Raw genomic sequence first — 26,304 nt, forward strand, 5'->3', positions numbered from 1 at the left:
GAGGGACTCGAACCCACGACCTGCTGATTACAAATCAGCTGCTCTAGCCAACTGAGCTACGCTGGCGACTCATTACGCATGCAAATATAAAATGGTTTTTTGTATTTTCCAAAATAAATTTACAACTAAAATTAAATAAAAAAACCATCACTAAACAGTGATGGTTTTATGTTGAGCCGGCGGAGGGACTCGAACCCACGACCTGCTGATTACAAATCAGCTGCTCTAGCCAACTGAGCTACGCTGGCGACTCATTACGGGTGCAAATATAAGACGGTTTTAGAATTTTCCAAAATAAATTTGCACTTTTTTATCGTTTTTATGGCTTATAATTCGTTGATTTTAGCAATCAATTGATTAGCAGTTTCTTCCAATTCAATATTGATTTGTTTGAAGTGTGCTTTTTTGTTTTCAACGTTCTTTGCATTCACTTTTGTGATCAAAGTATCAAAAGCAGCAATAGCCTGATCGATCAAAGCATTCGTTTCTGGTGTAGGGTTTCCTGTAGTCGACATTTCAAATAAGTAAATTGCCTCAATAATATCTCCTAATACGAAATTGATGTCTTTCTTTAAATTTTTAACGTTTGCCATTTTATTTTAATTTTAATTTGCGTCTGCAAAAGTACACATATTCTTTATATTATATGCTATGAAATGTAAATTTCTAAAATTGAAGCATTTCCAGTTAAAATAAATGTATGTATCTCAGCTGGGACCAAAACTGTGTCTCCTTTTTTATATGATTGTTTAAAACCATCATATTCTATTTCAAAGCTTCCTTCAATACACATATAAACCGTAAAAGTGGCTCCAGATTTAGAAACTTCCAATTTATTTTCTAAAGGAAGAAAATTAGTTGTAAAATAAGGACAATCAACCACCACATTAGAAGTATTGGTTTTTGTTTCATATTGCTTCTGGGTTTCTACTTTATTATAATTTATCGCATCAAGAGCCAAATCTACATGAAGTTCTCTTGTATTTCCTTGTGCGTCTTTACGATCAAAATCATACAAACGATACGTAATGTCTGATGTTTGCTGAATTTCGGCTATAACCAATCCTGCGCCAATTGCGTGAACCGTCCCTGTTTCTAAAAAGAAAACATCGCCAGGTTTTGCAGTCACAGTATCTAAAATCGAAAGCAAAGTTTTATCATTTAAATGTTTTAAATATTCTTCTTTGCTTGAATTCTCTTTAAAACCCACAATAATTCTAGAATCTGCGTCTGCTTGTGTTACAAACCACATTTCAGTTTTACCAAAAGAATTATGGCGTTCTTTTGCCAATTTATCATTTGGATGAACCTGAATAGAAAGATCTTCTCGGGCATCTAAATATTTGAACAATAATGGAAATTGTTTTCCAAAACGTTTGTAAACTTCTGTTCCCAAAATTTCGTTTGGTGCTTCATTAATAAGTTCCATTAATGATTTTCCTTTCAACTCTCCATTAGCCACAATACTTACATCTCCTTCTACAGTGGATAATTCCCAGCTCTCACCAGTAATATTTGAAACAATTGGTTTATTAAGAATCGTTTTTAATTTTTCACCTCCCCAGATTCTTTCTTTTAAAATCGGTTCAAATTGCAAAGGGTATGTTTTTGGTTTCATAGTTTAAATTCTGGGCTAATATCTTTATTAATTCTATCTTCTTGTAATACAAACTTGTTAATCTATAATACTAATTCTTTAATTGTATCTAATGCTTTCGGAATGTGCTTCGCTGCATTCACACTATCAAAAATCAAAATAACAACACCATTCCGGTCAATAATATATGTTACTCGTCCTGGTAAAAGGCCGAATAAATTATTTCGAACTCCAAACAGATGCCTCAATTTTTTATCCTGATCTGATAATAATATAAAAGGTAATTCATGTTTTTTTGCAAATTTATGATGTGATTTAACACTGTCACTGCTTATTCCAATAACTTCGGCTCCTAAGTCTTTAAAATCTTCATATTGATCCCTAAAACTACAAGCTTCTGTAGTACAACCTGGCGTATTATCTTTTGGGTAAAAATAAATCACAAGTGGCTTTCGTCCCAAAACACTTTGGCTATCAAAAATTTCTCCGTGACTATCTTTTGCTATAAAATTCGGAACTATATCCCCTATTTTTAACGACATGTTTTATTCTCCTTTATAAGTTACAAAATTACGATCTGTTTCATTCAATACAACTTCTAAGTCAAAATCGTTCTGAACTCTTTTTCTAATTTTATTCCATATCACAACGGCAATATTTTCAGCTGTTGGATTCAAATCCTGAAATTCAGGAACGTCCAGATTCAGGTTTTTGTGATCAAACGGAATTTCTACTTCTTCTAATATAATATCCGCTAGTACTTTCACATCTAAAACAAATCCTGTTTCCTGATTAATTTCTCCAGTAACACTGACTGTTAAACCATAATTATGCCCATGGAAATTAGGATTGTTACATTTTCCAAAAACGGCATTGTTTTTTTCAAATGTCCAATCTTTCCTATGTAATCGATGTGCAGCATTAAAATGTGCTTTTCTTGATATGGTTACTTTCATTAGGTTATTGGTTAGTCGGTTAAACTTTATGTTCTTCTAAATAATGATAGAATTCATCAAAAATTATTTTGAACCATACTGTATAAATTTCGGGCTGTCTTTCTATATCCTGTTTTATATCTTCAATTTTCATCCATTTCCAATCCTCAACTTCTTCTAAATTAATATCCGGATTTTCATTGTAATACCCAATCATCACGTGATCAAGCTCATGTTCTGTCAAACCATTATCAAAAGGTGCTTTGTATATAAAATGAAACAACTCTTTCAATTCGGTTTCGAAACCCATTTCTTCGGATAATCTTCTGCTTCCTGCCTGTATATTTGATTCACCTTCACGTTGATGGCTACAGCAAGTGTTTGTCCAGAGTAAAGGCGAATGATATTTTTGACGAGCACGCTGCTGCAACATGATTTCATTTTTACTATTTAAAATAAAAACTGAGAATGCGCGATGCAAAACTGCTTTTTCATGTGCTTCTAATTTTGGCATCAAACCAATTTGCTCATCATTCTGATTAACTAATATTACATTTTCTTCTATCATAAGGTATGTTGATTTAACAAAAATACGAAAAAAGAAATGGCTTGAAAATCTTAGAAAAGATTGTGAAAAGTTTAACTGGCAAATATTTTTTTATTAACCTAATGGCCAGGTAACTACAAAAACGAACAGCCTCAAAAAAACCTTTAAAAATAAGACGACAAAACTTTTAAACTTTATTTTACGTAAATAATATAAAGTTAAAACATACTTAAAAAAAACTCAATTGTAAAGTGTACGACATTTATAGACAAAATCTAGTCGTACATTTGAAATAAAAAATTAAAGCACTCAAACAAAATGAAAACAAGAAAACAATTTTTCAGTCTTTGCTTTTTAATTCCACTATTTATCTTTCAGGCTTGCGGGCAGTCTACTAAAAAGCAAAATACAAAAACAGTAACTATGGAAAACAAAATAAATAAACCCGGAAATCCTTATTATTCGAATACAGACACAGCAAAACTGAATGTGACTGATGCTGAATGGAAAAAAGTATTACCAGAAGATGTTTACGCTGTAATGCGCAAAGCTGATACGGAAAGACCTTTTACAGGAAAATACTGGAATACTGATGAAAAAGGAACTTATTATTGTGCTTCATGTGGAAATACGCTTTTCCGTTCTGGAGCAAAATTCTCAAGCAGCTGTGGATGGCCAAGCTTTTTTGAACAAGACAATAAAAAAAGTGTAGTTTATAAAAATGATAATTCATTAGGAATGGAGAGAATTGAAGCCCTGTGCGGAAGATGTGGCGGGCATTTAGGTCATTTATTTGATGATGGCCCTGCTCCTACAGGGAAACGCTACTGCATGAATTCAATTGCTCTTGATTTCATTCCTGATTCTAAAAAATAATTTTACACATGAAAAATACAATTTTAATATTACTAATTGCATTATCAATTAATGGATTTTCACAAGGAAGAAAAACAAAGAGTACTTCAAATCTTGAAACCATAATACTTGGCGGAGGCTGCTATTGGTGTGTTGAAGCTGTTTATGAAAACTTAGAAGGAGTAAAATCAGTGGTTTCGGGCTTTTCCGGAGGAAAAATTACCAACCCAACTTATGAGGAAGTTTGTACAGGAACAACTGGTCACGCAGAAGTTGTACAGATTACCTATGATAAAAGCATCACTGATATTAATGAAATATTTCAGGTTTTCTTTACTGTTCACGACCCTACAACTTTAAACAGACAAGGTGCTGATATTGGAACACAATATCGTTCTGTTATTTTTTATAAAAACGAAGGGCAAAAGAAAGCAGCACAAAGCATTATTGCAGAACTAAACAAAGCAAAAGTTTACGATAGTCAAATTGTAACCAAAGTTGAGCCTTTTACAAAGTTTTATAAAGCAGAAGATTATCACCAAAACTATTATGCAAACAACAAAAACCAGCCATACTGCAAAATGGTAATACAGCCTAAAATAGAAAAATTTGAAAAGGTATTTAAAACTAAATTAAGAAAGAAGCCTTAAAAGCAGCTCTTTATTATTTTTAACATATTTCATAAAAAAAAGTCTGAATCATTACTGATACAGACTTTATGTATTTATTTGAATATGATTCTAAATTTAGTGAGTAACATCTAACGAATAAAATTTCACATTCGCATATGCACCAGTTTCATCGCCCTGAAGATTACACCCAACAGTAAAATAGTTATCAAATGAATTCCATAACTTATAATCACCTCCAGAATATACTTTGTCTTCACCATCCACGCTAACTTTCATTTTTCCGTCTGTAATTTCAATTTGAAAATTAAATTTATCAAAATCTACTTTCTTCTTAAAAGTATAGCCATCATCATCAATCCATGAATCTTCTTTTAATATATCGACACCCGTAATGGATGGATCTGCAAGTCTTTTCGATCTTAACTTCACATAACCGTTATCCCAATAAACCTTTAATATAGATGGAGCGCTTTTATCTTTTGCACCTATCAAATTAACCTGATCCTCTTTTAATCTGCCACCTATCTGAGCAAATATAACTCGTGGATGCACGTCATTTTTCTTATAAATTTCTCCCATTTTAACAGATGCTTTTAGTTTTGCCCCTTGTTTAAAAGACCAGCTAGCATCACTTCCAAATGAGTTTTGCTCTTTTAAATCTGTTTTATTAAATGATCTTTTAGACTTTATAGATGGGTACACATAGAACACTAAAGATCTATCAGTCAAATCGTTAAACATAAATTTTTGAATTTCTCTATTTTCTGCATAATCCAGAATTTTAGGCGCTTTGTAGGTTGTAACAGAACCCTCCGGAATTGTTAATTTCCATAACATTAAATCTATTTTAGGTGTCTTTTGAGCATGACCTATAAAAGTAGTACAGATTAATAACAGTAAAAGGTGAGTAATTTTCTTCATTTTAATTGAATTTGGGGTTAAATAATTATAACAATCGATTAAAACAGAATTATGAAAACTTATCAAAAAATAATTATGAATTTATTTTGTGCAAAAAACACAACCATATTCTCATTGTAATCGATTGCATAAAAATAGATTTTTTTTTCAATTATGCTATATTTTTTTTGATATTTTTTTGTCATTCAATAAAAAAAAACCATATAAAATACATTATGTTTAAAATAAAAATAAAATCAGCACAAATCATTAACGAAATATAATACTCCGACGTCAATCACTAAGAATTTTGCAAAATAGATTTTTATAAATTTAAAAGATAAAATATCATTGTATTTTATAAAAACGAGAATTACAAAGTAATTACAGACAAAAAAGACAAATGAAAATATTTTTAAAGACAGATAAAGGTATTTATAAAAAATTTAGGAGTAGCGAATGCTCGCTTTTTTAAGATCTCATTGCTCAAAATAGCACTTATAATGTAAAATAAATGAATCTGGATAATTCATTAAAGTATAACAATGAAAATAACATTAGTAATTCTTTCCATTATACACCTTAGTTTCAATTATTAGTTTATATCCTTTTAATATTGATTACATCAAACAAATTACTATTTTATTTTTTTAATCTCAGTTTATTATTTCAAAGATTCAGCAATCATCAAGGCACATTTTTCTCCATCAATTGCAGCAGAAATAATTCCTCCTGCATAACCTGCTCCTTCTCCACATGGATAAAAGCCTTTTATTTGTAAATGCTCATAAGTTAGAGGATCCCTGGGAATACGAACCGGAGATGAAGTCCTGCTTTCCGGTGCGTGCAAAACTGCCTCATTAGTCAAATAACCACGCATTGATTTGCCGAATTCCTTAAAACCTTCACGTAAAATCTGTGATAAAAAGCCCGGAAAAACCTGCCCCATTTCAACAGAAGTTGTCCCGGGAACATAAGATGTTTTCGGAATATCTGCTGAAACTTTATTTTGTGTAAAATCTAGCATTCTTTGTGCCGGGGCTTTTTGAGTTTGCCCTGCCAAATTCCATGCTTTTTGTTCGATACTTTTTTGAAACTCCATTCCGGCCAAAGCACCAAATTTCGCATAAGGCTTAAAATCTTCCAATTTCAACTCAATTACAATTCCTGAATTTGCCGTAACCTGATCTCGTTTTGATGGAGACCAGCCATTTGTAACCACTTCACCAGGACTTGTAGCGCAAGGCGCAATTACACCACCCGGACACATACAAAACGAATACATTCCGCGACCATTGACTTGTTTTACAATCGAATATGGCGCTGGCGGTAAATGCTCACCACGATAATCACAGCTATATTGAATACTATCAATCAATTGCTGTGAATGCTCTGCACGAACTCCTAAAGCAAAAGGTTTAGCTTCAATAAAAACTTTCTTTTTATCCAGTAATTCAAAAATATCGCGTGCCGAATGCCCGGTTGCTAAGATTAATTTATTCGCAAGAATCTTGTCTCCATTTTGAGTTACGATTCCTTCAACTTCATTATTTTTTATTAAAATATCAGTTACACGAGTATCAAACAAAACCTGACCGCCAAACTCGATGATTTTATTTCGAATATCTTCAATGATTTTTGGCAATTTATTGGTTCCAATATGCGGATGCGCTTCTATTAAAATATCTTCAGAAGCTCCAAAAGCAACCAAAAGTTCTAAAATTCTGGTTACATCGCCACGTTTTTTAGACCGGGTATATAGTTTTCCATCAGAATATGTTCCTGCGCCTCCTTCTCCAAAACAATAATTCGAATCTTCATTTACGATATGTTCTACATTTATTGCTTTTAAGTCACGTCTGCGTCCCCGAACATCTTTGCCGCGTTCAATAACAATTGGTTTTAAACCTAGTTCTATTAATTGCAAAGCAGCAAAAAGTCCTGCTGGACCTGCTCCAACAACAATGACTTCCTGAGCCGATGAAACATCCTTATATATTGGCAGCGTAATTTTTGTTTCCTGAAAAGATTCACCCCGCAAATAAATTAAGACTTTCAGGTTTATTTTGATTGATTTTTGTCTCGCATCAATAGAACGTTTCAAGATCGAAATGTGCTGAATTTCTTTGGGAGAAACTTTTATTTGTTTAGACAAATGGTCTTTCAGCAACAAATCGTTTGCAGCTATTTCCGGTGTTACCTGAAGCAAAAGTTCTCTTGGCATTGTATCTTATTTATCAATTAGCTTTTCTATTTATGAAAAGAATATGCAAAAATAACATTTTGAAATGACTTTATATAATTAACCTGAAAGTGCGCAAAGATTTTTTAAAGGTATGATTTTATAACAACACAAAATTAGCAAAGCTGTTTGATGACCTACTTTGCGAACTTTTTGTTTTTTTCTTACATCTCAGCTCTTTTGTAATTAATTATGCATTAACTTTTCTCTTCTTCGTAAAAATAGACTTTGTATCTTTGCTACTCTCAATCTTTGCACCTTTAAAAAAATGTCTAGAAAAATTAAATTGATCTGGGATTTTCGTGGTCCCGCTTCGGCAAAAACAGCTGAACATCATGAGATTCACCTAAAAGAATATATCACCATAGAAAAACTTCCCTTAAATATTACAGGTTTTAAAATCATAAACGAAATGCAGGCAATCGCTTTTATGGTTGTCAACGACGAGAATATGATTCAGGTAAGAGATGCTTTAAAACCGCATCGAGGAGAAGTTTTTGAAGGTTAAATTCTAATAAAAAAATCCAAATTCCAAACTACCGCTAGCATTTGGAATTTGGATTTCATAATTTTGGAAATTGATTTAATTTGCTACTTCACTAATAAATTTGATTCTCATCAAACGTAATTCATCAATATCATATTCTCCATCGAATTCCTTAAGAGCATCTTCGATTTTATCAGATTCTGATTCCATAAAATAATCGTAAATTTCTTCCTGCTGATCGTCGTCAAGCATATCATCAACCCAATATTTGATATTTAGTTTTGTACCAGAATATACTATTTGCTCCATTTCTTTAATCAAAGAATCCATCGTTAAACCTTTTGCAGAAGCAATATCGCTTAAAGGTAACTTTCTATCTATGTTCTGAATAATATATAATTTATTAGCCGAATTAACTCCTGTCGATTTTACGACTAAATCATCAGGGCGAATAATATCATTATCCTCTACATAACGGCTTATTAAAGCAACAAAATCGCTACCATATTTCTTCGCTTTGCCTTCTCCAACTCCATGAATATTATATAGTTCTGTTAAACTAATAGGGTATTTTAAAGCCATATCTTCAAGGGAAGGATCCTGAAAAACCACAAAGGGAGGGACGCCAAGTTTTTTAGCTACTTTTTTACGTAACTCACGTAACATGCCCATCAAAACTTCATCTGCAGTTCCCGAAGATTTTGCTGCAGTAACAATAGCCTCGTCTTCCGACTCGTTGTATTCATGATCCTCAGACATCATAAACGAAACCGGATTTTTAATAAAATCCAATCCATTTTGGGTAATTTTAACTACCCCATAGGTTTCAATATCTTTAGATAAATATCCTGAAACAAGAACTTGTCTAAGCAAAGCCATCCAATATTTTTCATCATGATCAGATCCTGAACCAAAAAAAGACTGTGTATCCGTTTTATGCGCTTTAATAACTGCATTTATACGGCCAATTAAAGTAAATACAATTTCTTTTGATTTATAAATATGCTTCGTATCCCGAACAATTTCCAATAATTTAACAACCTGTTCTTTGGCTTCGATTTTATTTTTAGGATTACGAACGTTGTCATCCATATCGGCTCCATCACCATCATCCGGAAATTCTTCACCAAAATAATGAAGCAAAAACTTTCTTCTGGACATCGAGGTTTCGGCGTAAGCCACGACTTCCTGTAATAGGGCAAAACCAATTTCCTGTTCTGCAACTGGTTTCCCTGACATGAATTTCTCTAATTTTTCTACATCCTTATAAGAGTAGTAAGCCAGACAATGACCTTCTCCTCCATCACGTCCCGCACGACCCGTTTCCTGATAATAACTCTCGAGTGATTTTGGAATATCATGGTGAATTACAAAGCGAACATCCGGTTTGTCAATTCCCATTCCAAAAGCAATTGTTGCAACCACAACATCAACGTCTTCCATTAAAAACATATCCTGATGTTTAGCCCGGGTTTTAGCATCTAACCCAGCATGATAGGGAACAGCACTAATTCCGTTAACCTGCAAAACTTCTGCAATCGATTCTACTTTTTTACGGCTTAAACAGTAAATAATTCCGGATTTGCCTTTATGCTGTTTGATAAATCGAATAATATCCGATTCAATATTTTTAGTTTTAGTACGAACTTCGTAGTATAAGTTGGGTCTGTTGAATGATGCTTTAAAAGTATTTGCATCAGACATATCCAGATTTTTCAGAATATCTTCCTGAACTTTTGGGGTTGCAGTAGCTGTAAGCCCAATGATTGGTACTTGTCCTAATTGCTTGATGATGTTTTTAAGATTCCGATATTCTGGTCTGAAATCATGTCCCCATTCTGAAATACAATGAGCTTCATCAATTGCCACAAACGAAATAGGCACGCTTTGTAAAAAAGCTACATATTCTTCTTTCGTCAAAGATTCAGGAGCTACATATAATAATTTGGTCAAACCAGATGTGATATCTTTTTTAACCTGAGCAATTTCTGTTTTTGTGAGAGATGAATTCAGTACATGAGCGATTCCATTTTCAGAAGAAAGACTTCGAATAGCATCAACCTGATTTTTCATTAAAGCAATTAGAGGAGAGACAACGATAGCTGTTCCATCCTGAATTAAAGCAGGCAGTTGATAACAAAGAGATTTACCTCCTCCGGTTGGCATAATTACAAAAGTATTTTTTTTATTTAAAATACTTGTAATGACTTGTTCCTGCAAACCCTTAAATTGGCTAAAGCCGAAATACTTCTTTAATTCTTTATGTATTTCAATTTCGTTTGAATTCATTCTTTATATTAATGGTATTTTGTATAAATTTGCATCATAAAGATACAAATTTCTTTCACATTCACAAATTTTAACTTTCCTGTTTTGATTACAAAAGAAAATATTTTAGCCATCGCAAAAAAAACAATACTGTCTGAAAGTGAAGCGATTACAAAGCTGATTGATTTTCTTGATGAAAATTTTTACGAAGCGACTCAACGTATCTACGAAACAAAAGGCCGATTAATCGTTACAGGAATTGGAAAAAGCGCCATCATTGCGCAAAAAATGGTCGCTACATTCAATTCAACCGGAACACCTTCTATGTTCCTTCACGCTTCTGAAGCCATTCATGGTGATTTAGGAATGATACAAAATGAGGATATCATAATTTGCATTTCAAAAAGTGGAAACAGCCCTGAAATCAAGGCTTTAGTCCCTTTATTGAAACGTTTTGGAAATATTTTAATTGGAATGACCGGAAATATAACTTCATTTTTAGCTAAAGGTTCTGATTACGTTTTAAATACCACTGTTGATATCGAAGCCTGCCCAATAAATCTGGCTCCTACAAATAGTACTACAGCTCAACTTGTTATGGGAGACGCCCTTGCTGTCTGCCTAATGGAAATGCGTGATTTTAAACCCGAAGATTTTGCAGTTTATCATCCGGGCGGGGCTTTAGGAAAAAAATTATTACTTCGCGTAAAAGATATGATTGAGAACTCTTTAAAACCAATGGTTTCACCAGAAACATCTGTTAAAAAAGTAATTTTTGAAATCTCCGAAAAAAGACTTGGTGTAACTGCTGTTGTTGAAAATAACAAAATAATAGGAATAATAACTGATGGTGACATCAGAAGAATGCTGAACGACAGAGATTCAATTGCTGATTTAACTGCAAAAGATATTATGTCAAGAAATCCTAAATTAGTATCTTCGGAAACCATGGCTGTTGACGCCCTGAATATTTTAGAAGATTTTTCGATAACACAATTGATTGTTTCAGACAATGGCGAATACAAAGGCGTATTACATTTACATGACATTTTAAAAGAAGGAATAGTATAATGGCAAAGAAGAACCTTAACGAAATGTCGTTTTTAGACCATCTTGAAGAACTAAGATGGTTGTTAGTTAGAAGCACAATTGCAATCATGATAATGGCATTTGTGACTTATTTTATTAGTGATTATTTATTTGATGTAATTATTTTAGGACCAACAAGACCTACTTTTTTTACCTACGTATGGTTTTGTGACTTATCACATCAGTTAGGTATTGCTGATAGCATTTGTATAACTGAATTGAATTTCATCATTCAGAATACGGAGATGGAAGGTCAGGTAAATATTTTTGTATGGATGTGTCTTTTAGCAGGTTTTATTTTAAGTTTTCCATACATATTACTGCAAATCTGGAATTTCATAAGTCCTGCTTTATATGAGAAAGAAAGAAAAAACGCCAAAGTGTTCATATTCACCTCTTCTTTACTTTTCTTTTTAGGAGTATTGTTTGGCTATTTCGTCGTAGTTCCGATGTCGGTGAATTTCGTCGCTACTTTCTCTGTCAGTGATGTGGTAAAAAATCAGTTTACACTTGATTCTTATATGGGAATGGTAAAAACCAGTGTTCTGGGGAGCGCTGTTTTTTTTGAATTGCCAATCGCCATTTATTTCTTAACCAAATTAGGTTTGGTAACACCTGATTTTTTGAGAAAATATTGGAAATATGCAGTAATAATTATTTTAATTATCGCTGCAATAGTCACTCCGCCTGATGTTGTAAGTCAGACAATTGTAGCAATACCAATGCTGCTTATTTACGAAGTGAGTATCATGATTTCAAAAATTGTTTATAGAAATAAATTAAAAGAAAATGTCTGATATCATACAAGAATTTAACGACTATCGTTCTAAAATGAATGAAAAGTTATTAGCTGACAACAACAAAATTGTTAAGCGAATTTTCAATCTTGACACCAATGCTTATGCTCCCGGAGCTCTTGATGTAAAAACAAAAGAACTTTTAGGCTTAGTAGCTTCTGCTGTTTTACGTTGTGATGACTGTGTAAAATATCATTTAGAAACAAGCCATAAAGAAGGTGTTACAAAAGAAGAAATGATGGAAGCAATGGGAATCGCAACTTTGGTTGGAGGAACAATCGTAATTCCGCATTTAAGAAGAGCTTATGAATTTTGGGAAGCCTTAGAGGAATCAGGGCAGTAATTAGAAAATGTGCCAATTTGGTAATTAGGTAATTTCTTGAAATGCCCTAATTATTTAATTCTGAAGGACAAATTCTAAATTTTGAAATTGCAATAATTTGTTAATTGATTTATCGGATTGATTGTTTTACATTTATTTTGCTTTTCAAATCAAATTTTAAAATGAATTTTGAGTTAGTTTCTTTAATTATCTCATTTTCTAATTATCTAATTATCTAATTGAAAAAATGAAGTTAAGAGCCGACAATTTAATAAAAACCTATAAAGGGCGCAGTGTTGTAAAAGGAATTTCTGTTGAGGTAAATCAAGGAGAAATTGTGGGCCTTTTGGGACCAAATGGTGCCGGAAAAACAACTTCGTTTTACATGATTGTAGGATTGGTAAAACCAAATCAGGGAAACATTTATCTGGATGATTTAAATATTACCGATTATCCTATGTACAAACGTGCACAGCAAGGAATTGGCTATTTAGCTCAGGAAGCATCCGTTTTTAGAAAATTAAGCATCGAAGATAATATCCTAAGCGTTTTGCAACTGACCAAACTTTCAAAAGAAGAACAGATTGCAAAAATGGAAAGTTTAATTGAAGAATTCAGTTTAGAACATATTCGTACGAATCGAGGTGATTTGCTTTCGGGAGGTGAACGCCGTCGTACCGAAATTGCACGTGCTTTGGCCACAGATCCAAAATTCATTTTATTAGATGAACCTTTTGCAGGAGTTGACCCAGTTGCTGTTGAAGATATTCAGCGAATTGTAGCCCAATTAAAAAATAAGAACATCGGAATTTTAATTACCGATCACAACGTTCAGGAAACTTTAGCAATCACTGACAAAACCTATTTAATGTTTGAAGGAGGAATTTTGAAAGCGGGAATTCCGGAAGAATTGGTAGAAGATGAAATGGTTCGCCGTGTTTATCTCGGACAAAACTTTGAATTACGTAAAAAGAAGCTTGAATTTTAGAAAAAAGTTTTCAGTGTTCGGTTTTGTTAGTTTTTAGTTTTCACTGAACACTTTAAAAACTGAATACTGAACACGTATTTAATCCACGGTTATAAATTGCAATTGTTCTAAATCACCATTATAAATATTTACATCCACACGATGCTTGATTCCAGGTAAAGATGCTTTTTCTGTAAACTGCCAAAAGAGCCAATCCTCATCGATTTTTTCTCTATAAAAATTATAATTAGCTATCCAAAATAGATATTCACTGAATTCTTCTTTTAGGAAATCATCATAATAACGTTCGCCTGTGTAAATAATAGGGCGAACTCCATAATGAGTTTCTACTTTATTTAACCATCTTTTCAATCCTTTTTTCAAACTGTCCAAAGGCTGGTTTTTTGGTAGCTTTTCAATATCCAAAACCGGAGGCAAATCGCCAGTTTTCAGTTTTACGGTTTTAATAAACAGATTAGCCTGCTCAATAGAGTTTTCGTTAGGACGGTAATAATGATAAGCTCCCCGCATTACTTTATATTCTTTGGCGCTTTCCCAATTTTTTTTAAATCTACTGTCAACTCTGTCATTACCGGCTGTAGCACGAATAAAAACAAATTGTACAGGATATTTTTCTTCTAAAACAGATATACCGTCCCAATCGACAGTTCCCTGAAATTCAGAAATATCAATACCGATTACTTTTCCTTTATGTTTCTCTAAAACCTGAATATTTCTAACATCAGAAAGATGTTTATCAACCTCATCTTCGTCTAAACCTTTTTCTGATTTAAAACCAAGATAATAAGATAAACCATCACGATAATGGTAAATTACACTTACAAAAAGCATAACAAAAAACGAAAAAATGATGAACCGCAAACTTCTTCTAAAAATTGATTTTTTAGGTTTGACTTTTCGGGAATAAGAAGTTCTTCTTGCCATTCGAATAAAACTACTTTTTCAGAAATTTATTATTTACTACTGATAAAAGCACATAAAAAATGATTATTAAAGGGATTGCGATATAATGAAGCAATAATACTAAAATAACAGAGCCCAATAAAAACAAAATTTGAAGAGCATTGTTTTTCAAATTAAACTTTTTAATTTTTAATGAAAACAATGGGATTTCTGCATTCAAAATATAGGCACTGAATACTGTAATTACAAGTAAAATCCATTGATTTGTTAATATCTCAAGAATCAAAAGTGATGCATCACCATACATATCCAAAACAACTTGCAAACTAATAATGAAAAGTGCATTTGCTGGAGTTGGCAAACCAATAAACGAATCGGTTTGACGCGTATCAATATTAAAATTAGCCAATCGGTAACACGAACCTAAAGTGATGAGAAAGCCTAAAAAGGGAATCAAAGGATTTGTTCCTAATTCGTGGGCGCTGTTTGTAAACATCGAAAACATTACATAGCCAGGCACTACTCCACTGGTTACCATATCTGCCAAAGAATCCAATTGCAATCCAAGAGGACTTGAAACCTTAAAGAATCTGGCAAAAAAACCATCAAAAAAATCAAAAAATATTCCTAAACAAACCATGTAAAAAGCCATTTCATAATTTTGTTCAGAAACAAAAACTATGGCAACACAGCCACAAAAAAGATTGACTAGTGTAATTAAATTAGGAATATGTTTTTTAATATTCATTTTTTATGATTTTGAAGATTGAAGAGCAAATTTAGTATAATAAGTCAATCTTATCTGCGTTTTTAATAGAGTTTTTTATTCTAACATCCTACTTTTATATTATTTATGAAAAGGAAGAAATAAGCTCAGTAAAAAATTATATTTTTGGTAAAAATTTAAACAAGCTTAGGTTTGATAAAATAATTACGTTGAAAAAAATACTAGTATTTTTATTGTTCTGGAATTGCACTTCAAATTATGCACAGACAGTTCGGAAATATTCGAATGAGTTTATGAATATTGGGGTTGATGCTGCAGCTTTAGGAATGTCCAGTGCTGTCGTTGCCTCCACTAATGATGTTAACTCTGTTTATTGGAATCCTGCAGGATTGACACATCTTGAGGATCATCAAATATCCTTAATGCATGCCAATTATTTTGCGAATATAGCACAATACGATTATATAGGATATGCTATTCCGATTGATGACAGAAGCGCCTGGGGAATATCGATGATTCGTTTTGGAGTTGATGATATCTTAGACACAACTGAGTTAATCGATAATCAGGGTAATATTGACTACAACCGTATCAGCTTGTTCTCGACTGCTGATTATGGTTTTACATTTTCATATGCCAGAAAATTACCTGTAGAAGGATTTCAATACGGTGTAAATGCCAAAATTATTAGACGTGTTATTGGAAAATTTGCTAATTCCTGGGGATTTGGTTTTGATTTTGGACTTCAATTTGAAAAAAATGACTGGAAATTCGGATTGATGTTGCGGGATATTACAACTACTTACAATGTCTGGAATATAGATGAAGAAGAATATAAAAAAATCTCAGATGCTATTCCCGGAGAAAATCAGGAATTGCCCGAAAGTACTGAGATTACATTGCCAAAAGCACAATTAGGAATTTCAAAAAAGTTTGAATTTCATAACGATACCAGCCTTTTGGTCGCTACAAACCTGAACATGCGTTTTGAGCAGACTAACGATATTATTTCATCAAATATTGTAAGCATTGATCCTGCTGTAGGATTTGAATTTGGTTATACAGAGCTAGTATTTTTAAGAGCAGGAGCAGGAAATTTTCAAAACGTAATGCAATTGGACAATACAGAGAAATTAAATTTTCAACCCAATATTGGACTTGGTTTTAAATACAAAGGAATTCAGGTTGATTATGCCCTTACTGATTTAGGAAATCAAAGCACTGCCTTATACTCTAATATTTTTTCGCTTAAAGTAGATTTAGGTATCTTTAGATAAGGAATAATTATTTAAAAAATCAAACATGAGAAGTTTTACATTTCTACAAATACTGTTTCTATTACTACTATTTAATTTCAGTTTTGGACAAAATTTACCATTATCAAAAGATGCTCGTATAAGTGTATTAACATGCGGCCTTGGCAACGAATCGTATTCTTTTTTCGGACACACAGCCATTCGCGTTGCTGATCCTGCAAATAATATTGATGTTGTGTATAATTATGGTGCTTTCGATTTTAGAACTCCTAACTTTGTAGCAAAATTTGCAAAAGGCGATTTACAGTATTTTGTAATCGCACATTCATACGCTGATTTTATAAATGAATATAATTATGAAAGAAGAAGCGTATATGAGCAAGATCTGCTTATTCCTCAAGATACAAAACAAAAGCTTTTTGATAATCTGAACACTACCTTACTTTCTGAAGACCGTTATTATACCTATAAATTTATTGATAAAAACTGTACTTCGATGGTGGTTGACATCATTAATAAATCATTAAATAATAATGTGATAATTACCAAAAAAGGAGACATTGATAAAACGTACAGAAGTATTTTATTCCCTTATTTTGATGGCCATTTTTACGAAAAATTGGGAACAAGCATCATTTTTGGAATGAAAGTAGATGAATTAGGCACTAAAATTTTCTTGCCTTTTGAATTAAAGAATAGTTTAGAAAAAACGATTTTTCAAGGTCATTCTTTTGCAAGTAAAAGCAAAACCATTTTATACTTTGAAAAAGAAACACCTTCTTCATGGTGGAATAATCTTTACAGCTATATTATTTTACTTGGTTTTGTTATTTTTATAAACAAAAGATTTTTAGATAAATTCTATCTTTTCATTTTATCCTTAATGGGAATCTTTTTTTTCTCCGTTGGATTTTATTCATACCATCAGGAGCTGGCTCTGAATTATAACATCTTATTATTTAGTCCTTTTTTATTGCTTTTGATTATTTTTTCTGCTATTAACAATAAAAGATGGAGCTATAAATTTGCTATCTTACATTTGATTTTATTGGTTGTTTATACACTCTTTATAATTAATAAAGTCCACTTTTTTATAGTTTTGCCGATGATTGTTACAAGTGGAGTTGTTTTGGTAAGAGTAGCTATTAGAAATAAGAAAAGAATTCCGACAATAATATAAATTATTGCCCTCTATAGAATAAAACCGTTGTTATAGTTTTAAACGTAATGCTTAAGTCCAAAAATACACTTCTATGTTTTATATAGTATAAATCGTATTGCAATTTTATAAGACTTTCTTCTATGGATTCTCCGTATGAATAATTTACTTGTGCCCAGCCTGTAAGTCCTGGTTTAATTACGTGACGAGTTTCATAAAACGGCATTACTTCGGCAATTTCTTTAACAAAAAAAGGTCTTTCGGGTCTTGGACCAATAACAGCCATATCTCCTTTTAAAACATTGATGAACTGAGGTAATTCATCAATTCTTGTTTTACGCATAAATTTACCAAATGGTGTAATTCTTTTATCGTTTGGCGTGGCAAAAACAGCACCATTGCTTTCAGAGTTTTCAACCATTGTCCTAAACTTATAAATTTGGAATATTCTTCCATTTTTACCTACACGCTCTTGAGTATAAAATAAAGTTCCCTTATTCCAAAAGGTATTAGACATAAAAATAAATGGAATTAAAATAGCACAAAAACATAAACCTATTAAAGAAAAAAGGAATTCAAGAAAACTTACTAATAATAAATATAACTTATTATTATTACTACGACTGAATGGAAAAAAGCGATAAAAATCCCTGGAAATATACTGAACAGGGATACGTTGTGTTTTGCTCTCATATACCTGAGTGTATTCTCTTATAATATTCCCAGATTCTAATAAGTAAAGCAATTGTTGATATAAATCAGCGGTAATTCCTTCTGTTTTTTGGGAAGCTATCACAATTTCAGAAATGTTATTTTTACTCACAAAAGCAAGTAACTCATTTTTATCAATTTCTTTTATATAATTTAAAGAAAGATCTTTTTCTGCTAAAAAATCTGAATTTACAAAACCAATGATTTTATAATGTGGATCAACATTCTCAAGCCCCAGGACGAGTTCAACTACCTGATGTCTATTGCAAATTAAGATTACATTTTGTGAAAATCGGTGAGTTGCTAAAAAGAAAACATAAAAAAAACGCCAAAGCAATAAAGCTCCAAGAATTGTAAAATAAAAAATAAGAATGACCAATCGCTGCTTTGGAAGTTCTGGCGACAAAATGGGTGTAAATAAATATACTAAAGTAGCTGTTGTTACAGTTAAAACAACACTTTGAAGAATCTGGAACTGATTACTGGCAATCTGAAGATTGTACATCTCGAAAATCGCTCCGAAACTGAATAAATAAGCAATTAATAAAATTGGTCTAAAATAATGCCTGCTATCGAGATTGAAATATGGGTAATAAAAAAGTTCATCCATTAGATACAGAGCAAATAAGATAAAAGCAATATCAAAAAGTCTAAGAAGCACTTTTCTTTCTGAAATTTCAAAATGCATTTTTTTATTTGTTTGCATATATTCTATTTTGATTTCAATCTCTTTAATTTGAGACAAATGTATTATAAAAAATAGAATTTAATCGCCCGAATTTTCTGCTTTTTGAGGAAATTTAACCTGCACTAAAAGAAGAGACAATGCATAAACAAAAGCCGGAGCAGCAGTTCGCATAGCCGCATGGTTAATGGTCAAAAGCCAAAAAAAATAAAAAGGTAAAAAGTACAAATGCTGTTTATTGTTGATATAAAGAATAAGTGGAGTTAGAAAAAGTATCAGGAGCCCAAAAATCCCAAACAGACCATGTTCACTAAGCATTCTTGTAATCTCATTGTGAGAGGCAACCCCTACTCCTGAAGACTGTTCCCTAACCTTTTTTCCCATTCCGGCCCCAACTCCAGTAATGGGATTATCTATAAAAATTGCAGCTTCCTCATCCATAATTTTTTCTCTTCCTCCCAAACGATCTTTTTTGGTCCTTCCTATCGCATCCTGGTTTGCATAACGTTTATTAATAAGACCAGATGTCTGCAATGAACTATAAGTCCAAATTCCTCCACCCATTAAAGCTGTTACAATAAAAACTAAAATAAATTTACCCCTTCCTTTTGCGTTAGAAAAATAATACAATAAGAACAACAAGCAAACAATCATCACTATAGCTGTTATAACCCCTCCTCTGGAGAAAGTAACAATCGCCCTATAGCTTATAAACAACAATAAAATTCCATTTACAATCATTAGCTTTTTTGATTTTGAAAATAAAACCAATTGCGCAAAAAAGACAAACATTCCTAAACCCAAAATAGTCGAAACCTGATTAGGCCCAAACCCTCCGGATGTTGCAAAACTTGATTGAGTACCCGTAACAACATCCTTAACACTTGGATTAAATAAAAACAAGTAAACTGCAGTTGTAATAATCGGCAGCCCTATTGCAATAACAACTTTTTGCAAATCAGTAAATAAAATTGTTCTTTTATACATATAAATAGCACAAATAGCTAAACACACAGGTCCTGATAAATTAAACACTAATAATTTTCGAATATCTGAATTAAAATCTGCAGTCGATGATGTTACTAAAATACCTGGAATTAACAACAATAAAAAGACCCAATACACCAAAGCATTTATAGAAAAATTACTATATATCATCCCCAAAAGCATAAAAAAAATCACATTTACTTTTACAAACTCATTATTAAAATTCCCCCCCGTCATCCGTAAAAATACTTCCATACCAACCATATATGCTGCTACTAAAAGAACTTCGTTATTTTTATTTTTGGTAACATAAACAATATAAAAACCAATTAACGGGATTAACAATGCATATACTTTAGATAAAATAGGTAAGGTAAAAATTCCCAAAGCAATTACGGCATGTATTATAAGGAGATACGGATATGATAATCGAAAGTTTTTCATTTAAATTAATATATTTTTACGCAAAACTAATTAAAGAATTCAACCACAAAATATATTGATTAATAATTGATTCTTCACTAAAATTTAGTGTAATTTTTTTGTTTAATACCATGCCGGCTTCATTTCTGTAATTTTCATTTTGAATAAACTGTATTAGAGCATTCGCAAATTGACTTACATTATTTGATTCTACAATCAAACCTTCCTTATTTGAAGTCATAATTTTTGAAATTTCACCAACATTAGTAGCAACAACCGGCATTTTATGCAAACCATATTCCAAAATCGCCAATGGTAATCCTTCAGATAAAGAAGTCAAAACAGCAATATCACATTGTTTTATTACCGAACTGACATTTTGTATAGTTCCATAAAAAAAAACGTTTTTTTCTAATTTTAAGTTCCTGATACTATTCTTAATTTGTTGCGAATAATCATCTTTAAAATCTTTTCCAAACAAATGAAATGTCCAATCAGGAAATTTTTCTTTAATTATAGAGGCGACTTCAATAAGCAATTTATGGTTTTTTTGAGGTCGAAGATTAGCGACACAAATTATTCTTTTTCCTGTAGTCCCTTTCAATTCTATTTTGTCGTTTGATTGAAAAACAGTTAGAATGAAATTTGGGAAATAAACAATTTTAGAACACCATAGATAAGATTCTGCCCATTTTTTTAATGATGAATTTACTGCAATACTTCCGGTAAAAAAAAATGATCCAAACTTTAGCCCAAGATTTTTTCTTAAACTTAAATCTTGAGAAATACCAAAATGATCGTGCCAAATGATTTTTATTTTCGGTAAAGTTAGTTTTACTAAAACGGCTATAAAAAAAGAAGAACTATGAGCATGAATTATCTCAATACTATTGTTTTTTACAAACTTTCTTAATTTAAGGATAGCTTTTATATCAACGCTTTTTTGTTTTTCCAAAAACAAATAGGGTACTTCTGAATCAATTTGATTTTTCAAAACACCTTCCTTTCTGGTTGCCACTAATCCTGAAAACGTTATTTTTTTAGCTAATGCATTTGCGTAATTCACTGCCATACGCTCTGCGCCACCAGCTTCAAGAGAATCAATGATTTGCACTATTCTCATTTTACTAATAGCTTTTTAATTTCGGCTTCAAAAACATCTGTAGTATATTCTTGTGACCAATTACTTGCTAATTTACTTTTAGCAAAAAAATGATCCTCCTTATTTAATAATTTTTCTATTTGCTGTATATCTTTTTTTAAATCCATCTCCAGCAGAATTCCCCTATTTCCATAATCAAGCATAAAAGGAACACAGGAAACTTTAGTAGAAACAGGAAAACATCCCCAAAACATTCCTTCAGCAATTGCTTTTGGCCAACCTTCACTTTTGGAGGGCAGTATTACAAAATGACTTTTTTGATATGCATTCCTAATTGTTTCCTTATTTTGATTTCCATGCAAAAAAACATAATTTTTTAACTCATTTTTTTGTATGTAATTTTCTAAATTTTGTCTTTCCGCACCTTCACCATATATTTCTAAAGTAGTTCTATTTCCTTTATTAATGAGCTCTTCAATCAACTTTACAGCATAAAGTGGATTTTTACCTAAAACTAAACTTCCCACAAAAACAAAATGACTTTCTGAATCTAAACTCTTCTTTTGTATTATTTTTTTTTCAGATTCCGAATATGTTGCGGTAAAAAAAGACTTAATATTTTTAGATTGATTTTCCCATTCTCCATACACCAAAACCTGCATATTTTTAGTCAAAAAAGTATTATTCAAAATATATTTTTGCAAACGATATGTCCATGGCTGTTTGCTTTTCGGATCCCAATTTCCTGCATATTTTGCTGTTTTTGTTTTGTATGGAAATAAAATTTGAACAAGACAACCAATCAAACCAACATTTCCGGGACAACGTAGATGAATATGATCAGCATTTATCATGGCCCAAAATATTTTCCAGAAAACTTTAGGCAATTTTAATAATGCTAAAAAAATAGTCTTAAAATCTAAAAAATTGAAGTTTGGAATATTTTTAAAATCAATTTTTTCATGATTATAGGCCAGATCAATTGCAGTTATAGCTTTGTTTTCTAATGGAGCCACCACAATAACTTCGTCTACATATTTTAGCCAAATATTCATTTCAAATATATAAGGTCCATAACCAAGATATAGGTTATCTTTTTGATTGTGAATGACGTGCGTGATAATTGCAAATTTCATTAAATTAAATCTTTACTATTTTCATTTAAAACAATTAATTCACAGTTTCCATTTTCATTAAAAACATAATTATCATAATATTTTTTATAATATTCAATTGCATTTCTCGCAATTTCAAACTTTTCATTTATAGACAAAGAAAGTGCTTTATCTATTATAAATTTAATATCTGAAACGTCTTGATATACTAAACAATTAAGATTATCTGTCAAAGAAGGATTTAACCAATGAGGATAATTTAAAATTGGAATTACTCCAACAGACATAGCTTCTAAAACATTGTGACACATAGGCATTGTCATTCCCGGAGCGCAAAAAATAAAATGGGCAGATGAGAGATAATACCGCCACTTTTCTGTAGGAATTGCTCCTGATTGCCATTTCATTAAAACAAAATTCTCTTTAAACTTACCTGATTTCAAGCCTGTAACCAATTCATCTCCTGTAATCGAAAGCAATTGATTATGTTTCAAAACTTCCTGATAAATATTCCATCTGTTCAGCATTCCAAAATTATGGGGAATGACGTTGGTGTTATAGATTTTTTCTTCAAAATTACCACTCATCAAAATTCCAATATTTTTTGGCAGAGTTTCAACTTCAGTTTGTAAATAATTGCCCGGATGCATAATATATGGCAATGTGTTTTCCTGATATTCATCAGATGAATATATTTTTCTATAGTTATAATTAACTCTAAAATCTGCTTTCTTATGATGACTGAAAGTTTTAAATTTTATTATTTTTGAAAACGGTTTTTCAAAATAAATATAATCAAGTTCATTAAACCATCTTGCCAAAAAAATCATTCTCAACAATGAAAATTTAATGACTATTGGTTCCTTATAAGCTTCATGAATTCTAAAAAAAAGATTGAGATAAGTTCTAACCTTTGTACGATGATTTAAATCAATATAAATTATCCGCTTGTTCTGATCGTAAAATCGAACATAGGAATAGTTTACTCTAAACTCTTTTATTTTTTTTAGAATCTTCTTTTTTAATATAAATATCATTTTTGTTTTGGCTTATTAAATAGTAAACTACACCATCCAACAGTTCTGCCAACTGCTTCTGTAAAGACTCCTTTTTTATTCTTTTCAGTTATTATATTAGTAAAACGGATTAGAATTAATAAAACAGTTATCGCATTCCATTTAAAACGATCTTCTAAATTTGGTTTTGAATTTTTAACACGCCATACATACCATCCGTTTCGCACAACCATTTTCCCGTATTTATATTTATTTGGACGTCCTGATTTAGCATGAAAATGCGACAATTTAGCTGCAGTGTTTAAATATAAATTTGCAGTTTTTGAAACTCTTAATGTAAAATCAGCATCTTCATATAGGCCATATCCTTCAAAATAAGTAGAAAATGAAAACTTTTCAAAAACTGATTTTCGAAACGAAGAAACTCCTCCCATTAATTGTTGAACCTGGTATATTTTATTTGTTGGGGGTAAAAAACCAACGCTTCGCCCATGAGAGAAACCAGGAGAGAAACCAGGTGCACAATTGCTATCTAATTTGAGTTTTTTCCTTAAAACAAACCTACTTCCATCTTTACGTTTCCATCCATCAAAATAAAATTCGTTTATTTTTGGAAAATAATTGCCCTCTACTTTTATCCATTGCATTTCATTAAAAATATATCCCCCAACCCCTAATGCATTAGGGAACAATTTATATGTCTCTAATAAATTTTCAAAATAATCTGTTTCAAGCACAGTATCATCATCTAAAAAACAAACAACCTCATTATTCGCATTTACTTTCGAAATACCAAAATTTCTTTGCTTAGTAAGACCCCTGTTTTCATCAGAAACCAAAAAATAATTTAGATTTTTAAACCGGTTTTCATTAAAAACGACCTCAGTAAGATTGTTTGTTGAGCCATCAATAATTAAAATTTCATCTGGATACAATGATTGCTTTTTAACCGACTCTAATAATTTCAACAGTGGCTCCGGACGCATGTAGGTGCAAATAATTAAAGAAAACTTCATTCTTGATTTTTTAATTGATTCGCCCAGTACAAACTTCTATTCCATTGTTTTTGAAAATTAGAGAAATACCTAATTGGATTTTTTATGGACTGTGTTTTATAAAATTTAAAAAATAGAATAGTTTTATAACCCAATATTTGCATTTTATTTAAATGCAATATCTTGTACAACATAATTGTTGGTGAAGGTTTAGGCTGAATTGTATCATTTTGCCAGACTAAAACTGGTTTTGTTCTAAATCCACCAGTTGGTGCTTTTAAATGGGTAATTTCGGGATTTGGAAAATACAAAATATCAATTCCTAAATTTCTTAATTGCATTCCATAATCTGAGTCCTCTCCATATCCAAACTCAAAACCTTTATTATATTTTGTATCTTCTAAAAATTGTTTTTTCACAATACTGCAACCTGAACCAAAAGATCCCCATTGCATTTGCATTTTATGTTTTTTATTGGAAGAATATCCTGGCTCATAACATGCTAATGTTATCGCATTGGCTCCAAATTTCTTAATTCTTAAAAATATCTCATTTAAAAAATTATTGTCAATTTTTATATCATCATCAGCCATAAATACCCATTCGCTTTTTACTTCGGCCAAAGCTAAATTTCGTGCATTACAGGCACCTGCCTGATGTGTAAAAATATGTTTTATCCCGAAATTCCAAATTTCGCTTTTAAGATAATCCAGTTCAGAAACGCTTTCCAGATTTGGGTTCTGTTCAACAATAATAACATTTTTTGGAAGATGGGTTTGCTGTGATAAATCTTTTAAAACATCATACAAATACTCCTTTCTTCCAATAGTTGGTATGATGACATCTATAGTTCTTAATTCAACAACTTTTTTTGTTGACTGAACCTGAATGTTGTCTAACAAATTGTTTTTTAACTTTCGCTGAAAATAAAAAAATGAAAACAATAGTGGTAATACAGAAATTTTTCTCTCATATAAGAACAAATTCAAAAATAACAAAATTACTTTACGTTTTCTGTAATGTTGTCTTACAAGACGAAATAAAACAAAATTATTCTTTTTAGAAATTTTATTAGTATGATTCAGAACTCCCTTTAACAATTTTGGTTCTGAATAACATAACAGTCCTGTTGGCATTACTAATTTTGCTAATGAGAGTAAAAAATAATCAAAGTCATTTGAAAAATTAATTTCATCTTTTAAAGCCAATAAAACAGAAGCATAAATACCTCCAACAGAACTGTTCATTAGCCAGGTAGGATACCTAACTTTTTTATTGATCTTTATAAAAGGCGACTCTTCTATATAACCTACAGCATCAGATAAAAATGAATCTTGAAAAGGATGGTAAGAAGCCATTATCTTATGATGATGAAAAATGGTATCAAATTCAGAAAAATTTAAATTAGATTTCAAATCAAAATGACACCAAATCACTAACTCATCAGGAAAAGCAATTGCCATTTCGAATAAAGTTCGTGCAACATTTTTACCTGAAAAAGTTAAAGTCTTATTAGCATTATTAATTTCGACAACTTTATAATTTTGATGATAAACAACTATCATT

The 26,304-nt window shown here is 31.4% G+C and carries 26 protein-coding genes and 1 tRNA gene; 9 read left to right on the plus strand and 18 right to left on the minus strand.

All coding sequences use genetic code 11. The annotated features are described in order from the left end of the window. Positions 1-174: 174 nt before the first annotated feature. The 6 genes from ACEN2I_RS04595 to idi all read right to left on the minus strand — a co-directional run bounded on the left by ACEN2I_RS04595 (position 175) and on the right by idi (position 3,100). Positions 175-248: transfer RNA gene (locus ACEN2I_RS04595), tRNA-Thr, on the minus strand. Between the two features lie 78 nt (positions 249-326). Next, a complete protein-coding gene (locus ACEN2I_RS04600) occupies positions 327-593 on the minus strand; it encodes a hypothetical protein (RefSeq protein WP_294925788.1) in 267 nt (88 codons plus the stop codon). A 56-nt stretch (positions 594-649) separates the two neighbouring features. Then, a complete protein-coding gene (locus tag ACEN2I_RS04605; protein WP_441764939.1) occupies positions 650-1,618 on the minus strand; it encodes a type I phosphomannose isomerase catalytic subunit in 969 nt (322 codons plus the stop codon). Positions 1,619-1,680: 62 nt separating this feature from the next. Next, a complete protein-coding gene (locus tag ACEN2I_RS04610) occupies positions 1,681-2,139 on the minus strand; it encodes a peroxiredoxin (protein ID WP_441764940.1) in 459 nt (152 codons plus the stop codon). Positions 2,140-2,142: 3 nt separating this feature from the next. Then, on the minus strand, positions 2,143-2,553 hold the full coding sequence (locus ACEN2I_RS04615) for a 6-carboxytetrahydropterin synthase (RefSeq protein ID WP_441764941.1): 411 nt from the start codon (positions 2,551-2,553) through the stop codon (positions 2,143-2,145). Between the two features lie 19 nt (positions 2,554-2,572). Continuing rightward, positions 2,573-3,100, minus strand: a complete 528-nt coding sequence (gene idi / locus ACEN2I_RS04620) for an isopentenyl-diphosphate Delta-isomerase (RefSeq protein WP_441764942.1) — start codon at positions 3,098-3,100, stop codon at positions 2,573-2,575. Between the two features lie 297 nt (positions 3,101-3,397). Here idi and msrB point away from each other — a divergent pair, with 297 nt between their 5' ends. Then, entirely contained in the window at positions 3,398-3,955 is a 558-nt protein-coding gene (gene msrB, locus ACEN2I_RS04625) for a peptide-methionine (R)-S-oxide reductase MsrB (RefSeq protein WP_441764943.1), read from the plus strand. A gap of 8 nt (positions 3,956-3,963) precedes the next feature. Further along, positions 3,964-4,584 (plus strand): peptide-methionine (S)-S-oxide reductase MsrA, encoded by a 621-nt coding sequence (gene msrA / locus ACEN2I_RS04630; protein WP_441764944.1) that lies wholly within the window; start codon positions 3,964-3,966, stop codon positions 4,582-4,584. A gap of 96 nt (positions 4,585-4,680) precedes the next feature. Here msrA and ACEN2I_RS04635 read toward each other — a convergent pair whose 3' ends face one another. Together ACEN2I_RS04635 and ACEN2I_RS04640 are read right to left on the minus strand one after the other, a co-directional pair. Next, positions 4,681-5,487, minus strand: a complete 807-nt coding sequence (locus ACEN2I_RS04635) for a polysaccharide lyase family 7 protein (RefSeq protein WP_441764945.1) — start codon at positions 5,485-5,487, stop codon at positions 4,681-4,683. Positions 5,488-6,130: 643 nt separating this feature from the next. Then, positions 6,131-7,690 carry an NAD(P)/FAD-dependent oxidoreductase gene (locus ACEN2I_RS04640; protein WP_441764946.1) on the minus strand — a complete coding sequence of 520 codons (1,560 nt, stop codon included), beginning with the start codon at positions 7,688-7,690 and terminating at the stop codon, positions 6,131-6,133. 286 nt (positions 7,691-7,976) lie between these two features. On the opposite strand from ACEN2I_RS04640, the gene ACEN2I_RS04645 reads away from it, so the two are divergent. After that, positions 7,977-8,216 carry a hypothetical protein gene (locus ACEN2I_RS04645; protein ID WP_441764947.1) on the plus strand — a complete coding sequence of 80 codons (240 nt, stop codon included), beginning with the start codon at positions 7,977-7,979 and terminating at the stop codon, positions 8,214-8,216. A gap of 75 nt (positions 8,217-8,291) precedes the next feature. On the opposite strand, the gene recQ is transcribed toward ACEN2I_RS04645, so the two are convergent. After that, on the minus strand, positions 8,292-10,484 hold the full coding sequence (recQ, locus tag ACEN2I_RS04650; RefSeq protein WP_441764948.1) for a DNA helicase RecQ: 2,193 nt from the start codon (positions 10,482-10,484) through the stop codon (positions 8,292-8,294). An 84-nt stretch (positions 10,485-10,568) separates the two neighbouring features. Here recQ and ACEN2I_RS04655 point away from each other — a divergent pair, with 84 nt between their 5' ends. The 4 genes from ACEN2I_RS04655 (at position 10,569) to lptB (ending at position 13,659) form a co-directional block, all read left to right on the plus strand. After that, entirely contained in the window at positions 10,569-11,534 is a 966-nt protein-coding gene (locus ACEN2I_RS04655) for a KpsF/GutQ family sugar-phosphate isomerase (protein ID WP_441764949.1), read from the plus strand. Next, the gene (gene tatC / locus ACEN2I_RS04660) at positions 11,534-12,349 is read left to right on the plus strand and encodes a twin-arginine translocase subunit TatC (protein WP_441764950.1); all 816 of its coding nucleotides are present in this window, start codon (positions 11,534-11,536) and stop codon (positions 12,347-12,349) included. Before ACEN2I_RS04655 ends, tatC begins: the two co-directional genes overlap by 1 nt. Next, positions 12,342-12,692: a carboxymuconolactone decarboxylase family protein gene (locus ACEN2I_RS04665; RefSeq protein ID WP_441764951.1), complete on the plus strand. Its 351-nt coding sequence runs from the start codon at positions 12,342-12,344 to the stop codon at positions 12,690-12,692. The genes tatC and ACEN2I_RS04665 overlap by 8 nt, the downstream gene beginning before the upstream one ends. Positions 12,693-12,918: 226 nt before the next feature. Beyond that, complete coding sequence (gene lptB, locus ACEN2I_RS04670; RefSeq protein ID WP_026982881.1) at positions 12,919-13,659, plus strand: LPS export ABC transporter ATP-binding protein; 741 nt, start codon at positions 12,919-12,921, stop codon at positions 13,657-13,659. A gap of 78 nt (positions 13,660-13,737) precedes the next feature. Here the strand turns inward: lptB and ACEN2I_RS04675 are convergent, their stop codons facing one another. Together ACEN2I_RS04675 and ACEN2I_RS04680 are read right to left on the minus strand one after the other, a co-directional pair. Then, complete coding sequence (locus ACEN2I_RS04675; RefSeq protein WP_441764952.1) at positions 13,738-14,583, minus strand: glycoside hydrolase family 25 protein; 846 nt, start codon at positions 14,581-14,583, stop codon at positions 13,738-13,740. Between the two features lie 10 nt (positions 14,584-14,593). Continuing rightward, complete coding sequence (locus ACEN2I_RS04680; protein ID WP_441764953.1) at positions 14,594-15,310, minus strand: CDP-alcohol phosphatidyltransferase family protein; 717 nt, start codon at positions 15,308-15,310, stop codon at positions 14,594-14,596. A 212-nt stretch (positions 15,311-15,522) separates the two neighbouring features. Between ACEN2I_RS04680 and ACEN2I_RS04685 the strand changes: the two genes are divergently transcribed. Next, positions 15,523-16,566 carry a PorV/PorQ family protein gene (locus tag ACEN2I_RS04685; RefSeq protein ID WP_441765184.1) on the plus strand — a complete coding sequence of 348 codons (1,044 nt, stop codon included), beginning with the start codon at positions 15,523-15,525 and terminating at the stop codon, positions 16,564-16,566. Between the two features lie 25 nt (positions 16,567-16,591). After that, positions 16,592-17,725 carry an Lnb N-terminal periplasmic domain-containing protein gene (locus ACEN2I_RS04690; protein WP_441764954.1) on the plus strand — a complete coding sequence of 378 codons (1,134 nt, stop codon included), beginning with the start codon at positions 16,592-16,594 and terminating at the stop codon, positions 17,723-17,725. 1 nt (position 17,726) lies between these two features. Here the strand turns inward: ACEN2I_RS04690 and ACEN2I_RS04695 are convergent, their stop codons facing one another. The 7 genes from ACEN2I_RS04695 to ACEN2I_RS04725 all read right to left on the minus strand — a co-directional run bounded on the left by ACEN2I_RS04695 (position 17,727) and on the right by ACEN2I_RS04725 (position 26,303). Beyond that, positions 17,727-19,121 carry a sugar transferase gene (locus ACEN2I_RS04695; protein WP_441764955.1) on the minus strand — a complete coding sequence of 465 codons (1,395 nt, stop codon included), beginning with the start codon at positions 19,119-19,121 and terminating at the stop codon, positions 17,727-17,729. A gap of 60 nt (positions 19,122-19,181) precedes the next feature. Beyond that, entirely contained in the window at positions 19,182-20,531 is a 1,350-nt protein-coding gene (locus ACEN2I_RS04700; RefSeq protein ID WP_441764956.1) for an O-antigen ligase family protein, read from the minus strand. Positions 20,532-20,547: 16 nt separating this feature from the next. Continuing rightward, positions 20,548-21,633 (minus strand): glycosyltransferase, encoded by a 1,086-nt coding sequence (locus ACEN2I_RS04705; RefSeq protein ID WP_441764957.1) that lies wholly within the window; start codon positions 21,631-21,633, stop codon positions 20,548-20,550. After that, the gene (locus tag ACEN2I_RS04710) at positions 21,630-22,748 is read right to left on the minus strand and encodes a glycosyltransferase (protein ID WP_441764958.1); all 1,119 of its coding nucleotides are present in this window, start codon (positions 22,746-22,748) and stop codon (positions 21,630-21,632) included. Before ACEN2I_RS04710 ends, ACEN2I_RS04705 begins: the two co-directional genes overlap by 4 nt. Then, entirely contained in the window at positions 22,748-23,557 is an 810-nt protein-coding gene (locus ACEN2I_RS04715) for an ATPase (RefSeq protein WP_441764959.1), read from the minus strand. The genes ACEN2I_RS04710 and ACEN2I_RS04715 overlap by 1 nt, the downstream gene beginning before the upstream one ends. Before the next feature lie 203 nt (positions 23,558-23,760). Next, entirely contained in the window at positions 23,761-24,759 is a 999-nt protein-coding gene (locus ACEN2I_RS04720; protein ID WP_441764960.1) for a glycosyltransferase family 2 protein, read from the minus strand. Continuing rightward, entirely contained in the window at positions 24,756-26,303 is a 1,548-nt protein-coding gene (locus ACEN2I_RS04725; RefSeq protein ID WP_441764961.1) for a glycosyltransferase family 2 protein, read from the minus strand. Before ACEN2I_RS04725 ends, ACEN2I_RS04720 begins: the two co-directional genes overlap by 4 nt. Position 26,304: the final 1 nt, after the last annotated feature.

The sequence above is a fragment of the Flavobacterium sp. W22_SRS_FK3 genome, assembly GCF_052113665.1.
Classification (GTDB): domain Bacteria; phylum Bacteroidota; class Bacteroidia; order Flavobacteriales; family Flavobacteriaceae; genus Flavobacterium.

Bases quoted from the DNA above. Each gene is read 5' to 3' on its own strand.
- ACEN2I_RS04600 (WP_294925788.1), bottom strand. From the start codon at position 593: ATGGCAAACGTTAAAAATTTAAAGAAAGACATCAATTTCGTATTAGGA.
- ACEN2I_RS04645 (WP_441764947.1), top strand. From the start codon at position 7,977: ATGTCTAGAAAAATTAAATTGATCTGGGATTTTCGTGGTCCCGCTTCG.
- ACEN2I_RS04720 (WP_441764960.1), bottom strand. From the start codon at position 24,759: ATGAAGTTTTCTTTAATTATTTGCACCTACATGCGTCCGGAGCCACTG.
- ACEN2I_RS04665 (WP_441764951.1), top strand. From the start codon at position 12,342: ATGTCTGATATCATACAAGAATTTAACGACTATCGTTCTAAAATGAAT.
- ACEN2I_RS04640 (WP_441764946.1), bottom strand. From the start codon at position 7,690: ATGCCAAGAGAACTTTTGCTTCAGGTAACACCGGAAATAGCTGCAAAC.
- ACEN2I_RS04700 (WP_441764956.1), bottom strand. From the start codon at position 20,531: ATGAAAAACTTTCGATTATCATATCCGTATCTCCTTATAATACATGCC.
- msrA (WP_441764944.1), top strand. From the start codon at position 3,964: ATGAAAAATACAATTTTAATATTACTAATTGCATTATCAATTAATGGA.
- lptB (WP_026982881.1), top strand. From the start codon at position 12,919: ATGAAGTTAAGAGCCGACAATTTAATAAAAACCTATAAAGGGCGCAGT.
- idi (WP_441764942.1), bottom strand. From the start codon at position 3,100: ATGATAGAAGAAAATGTAATATTAGTTAATCAGAATGATGAGCAAATT.
- ACEN2I_RS04615 (WP_441764941.1), bottom strand. From the start codon at position 2,553: ATGAAAGTAACCATATCAAGAAAAGCACATTTTAATGCTGCACATCGA.
- ACEN2I_RS04610 (WP_441764940.1), bottom strand. From the start codon at position 2,139: ATGTCGTTAAAAATAGGGGATATAGTTCCGAATTTTATAGCAAAAGAT.
- ACEN2I_RS04690 (WP_441764954.1), top strand. From the start codon at position 16,592: ATGAGAAGTTTTACATTTCTACAAATACTGTTTCTATTACTACTATTT.
- ACEN2I_RS04725 (WP_441764961.1), bottom strand. From the start codon at position 26,303: ATGATAGTTGTTTATCATCAAAATTATAAAGTTGTCGAAATTAATAAT.
- ACEN2I_RS04705 (WP_441764957.1), bottom strand. From the start codon at position 21,633: ATGAGAATAGTGCAAATCATTGATTCTCTTGAAGCTGGTGGCGCAGAG.
- ACEN2I_RS04675 (WP_441764952.1), bottom strand. From the start codon at position 14,583: ATGGCAAGAAGAACTTCTTATTCCCGAAAAGTCAAACCTAAAAAATCA.
- ACEN2I_RS04635 (WP_441764945.1), bottom strand. From the start codon at position 5,487: ATGAAGAAAATTACTCACCTTTTACTGTTATTAATCTGTACTACTTTT.
- ACEN2I_RS04710 (WP_441764958.1), bottom strand. From the start codon at position 22,748: ATGAAATTTGCAATTATCACGCACGTCATTCACAATCAAAAAGATAAC.
- ACEN2I_RS04680 (WP_441764953.1), bottom strand. From the start codon at position 15,310: ATGAATATTAAAAAACATATTCCTAATTTAATTACACTAGTCAATCTT.
- ACEN2I_RS04715 (WP_441764959.1), bottom strand. From the start codon at position 23,557: ATGATTTTTTTGGCAAGATGGTTTAATGAACTTGATTATATTTATTTT.
- msrB (WP_441764943.1), top strand. From the start codon at position 3,398: ATGAAAACAAGAAAACAATTTTTCAGTCTTTGCTTTTTAATTCCACTA.
- ACEN2I_RS04605 (WP_441764939.1), bottom strand. From the start codon at position 1,618: ATGAAACCAAAAACATACCCTTTGCAATTTGAACCGATTTTAAAAGAA.
- recQ (WP_441764948.1), bottom strand. From the start codon at position 10,484: ATGAATTCAAACGAAATTGAAATACATAAAGAATTAAAGAAGTATTTC.
- ACEN2I_RS04695 (WP_441764955.1), bottom strand. From the start codon at position 19,121: ATGCAAACAAATAAAAAAATGCATTTTGAAATTTCAGAAAGAAAAGTG.
- tatC (WP_441764950.1), top strand. From the start codon at position 11,534: ATGGCAAAGAAGAACCTTAACGAAATGTCGTTTTTAGACCATCTTGAA.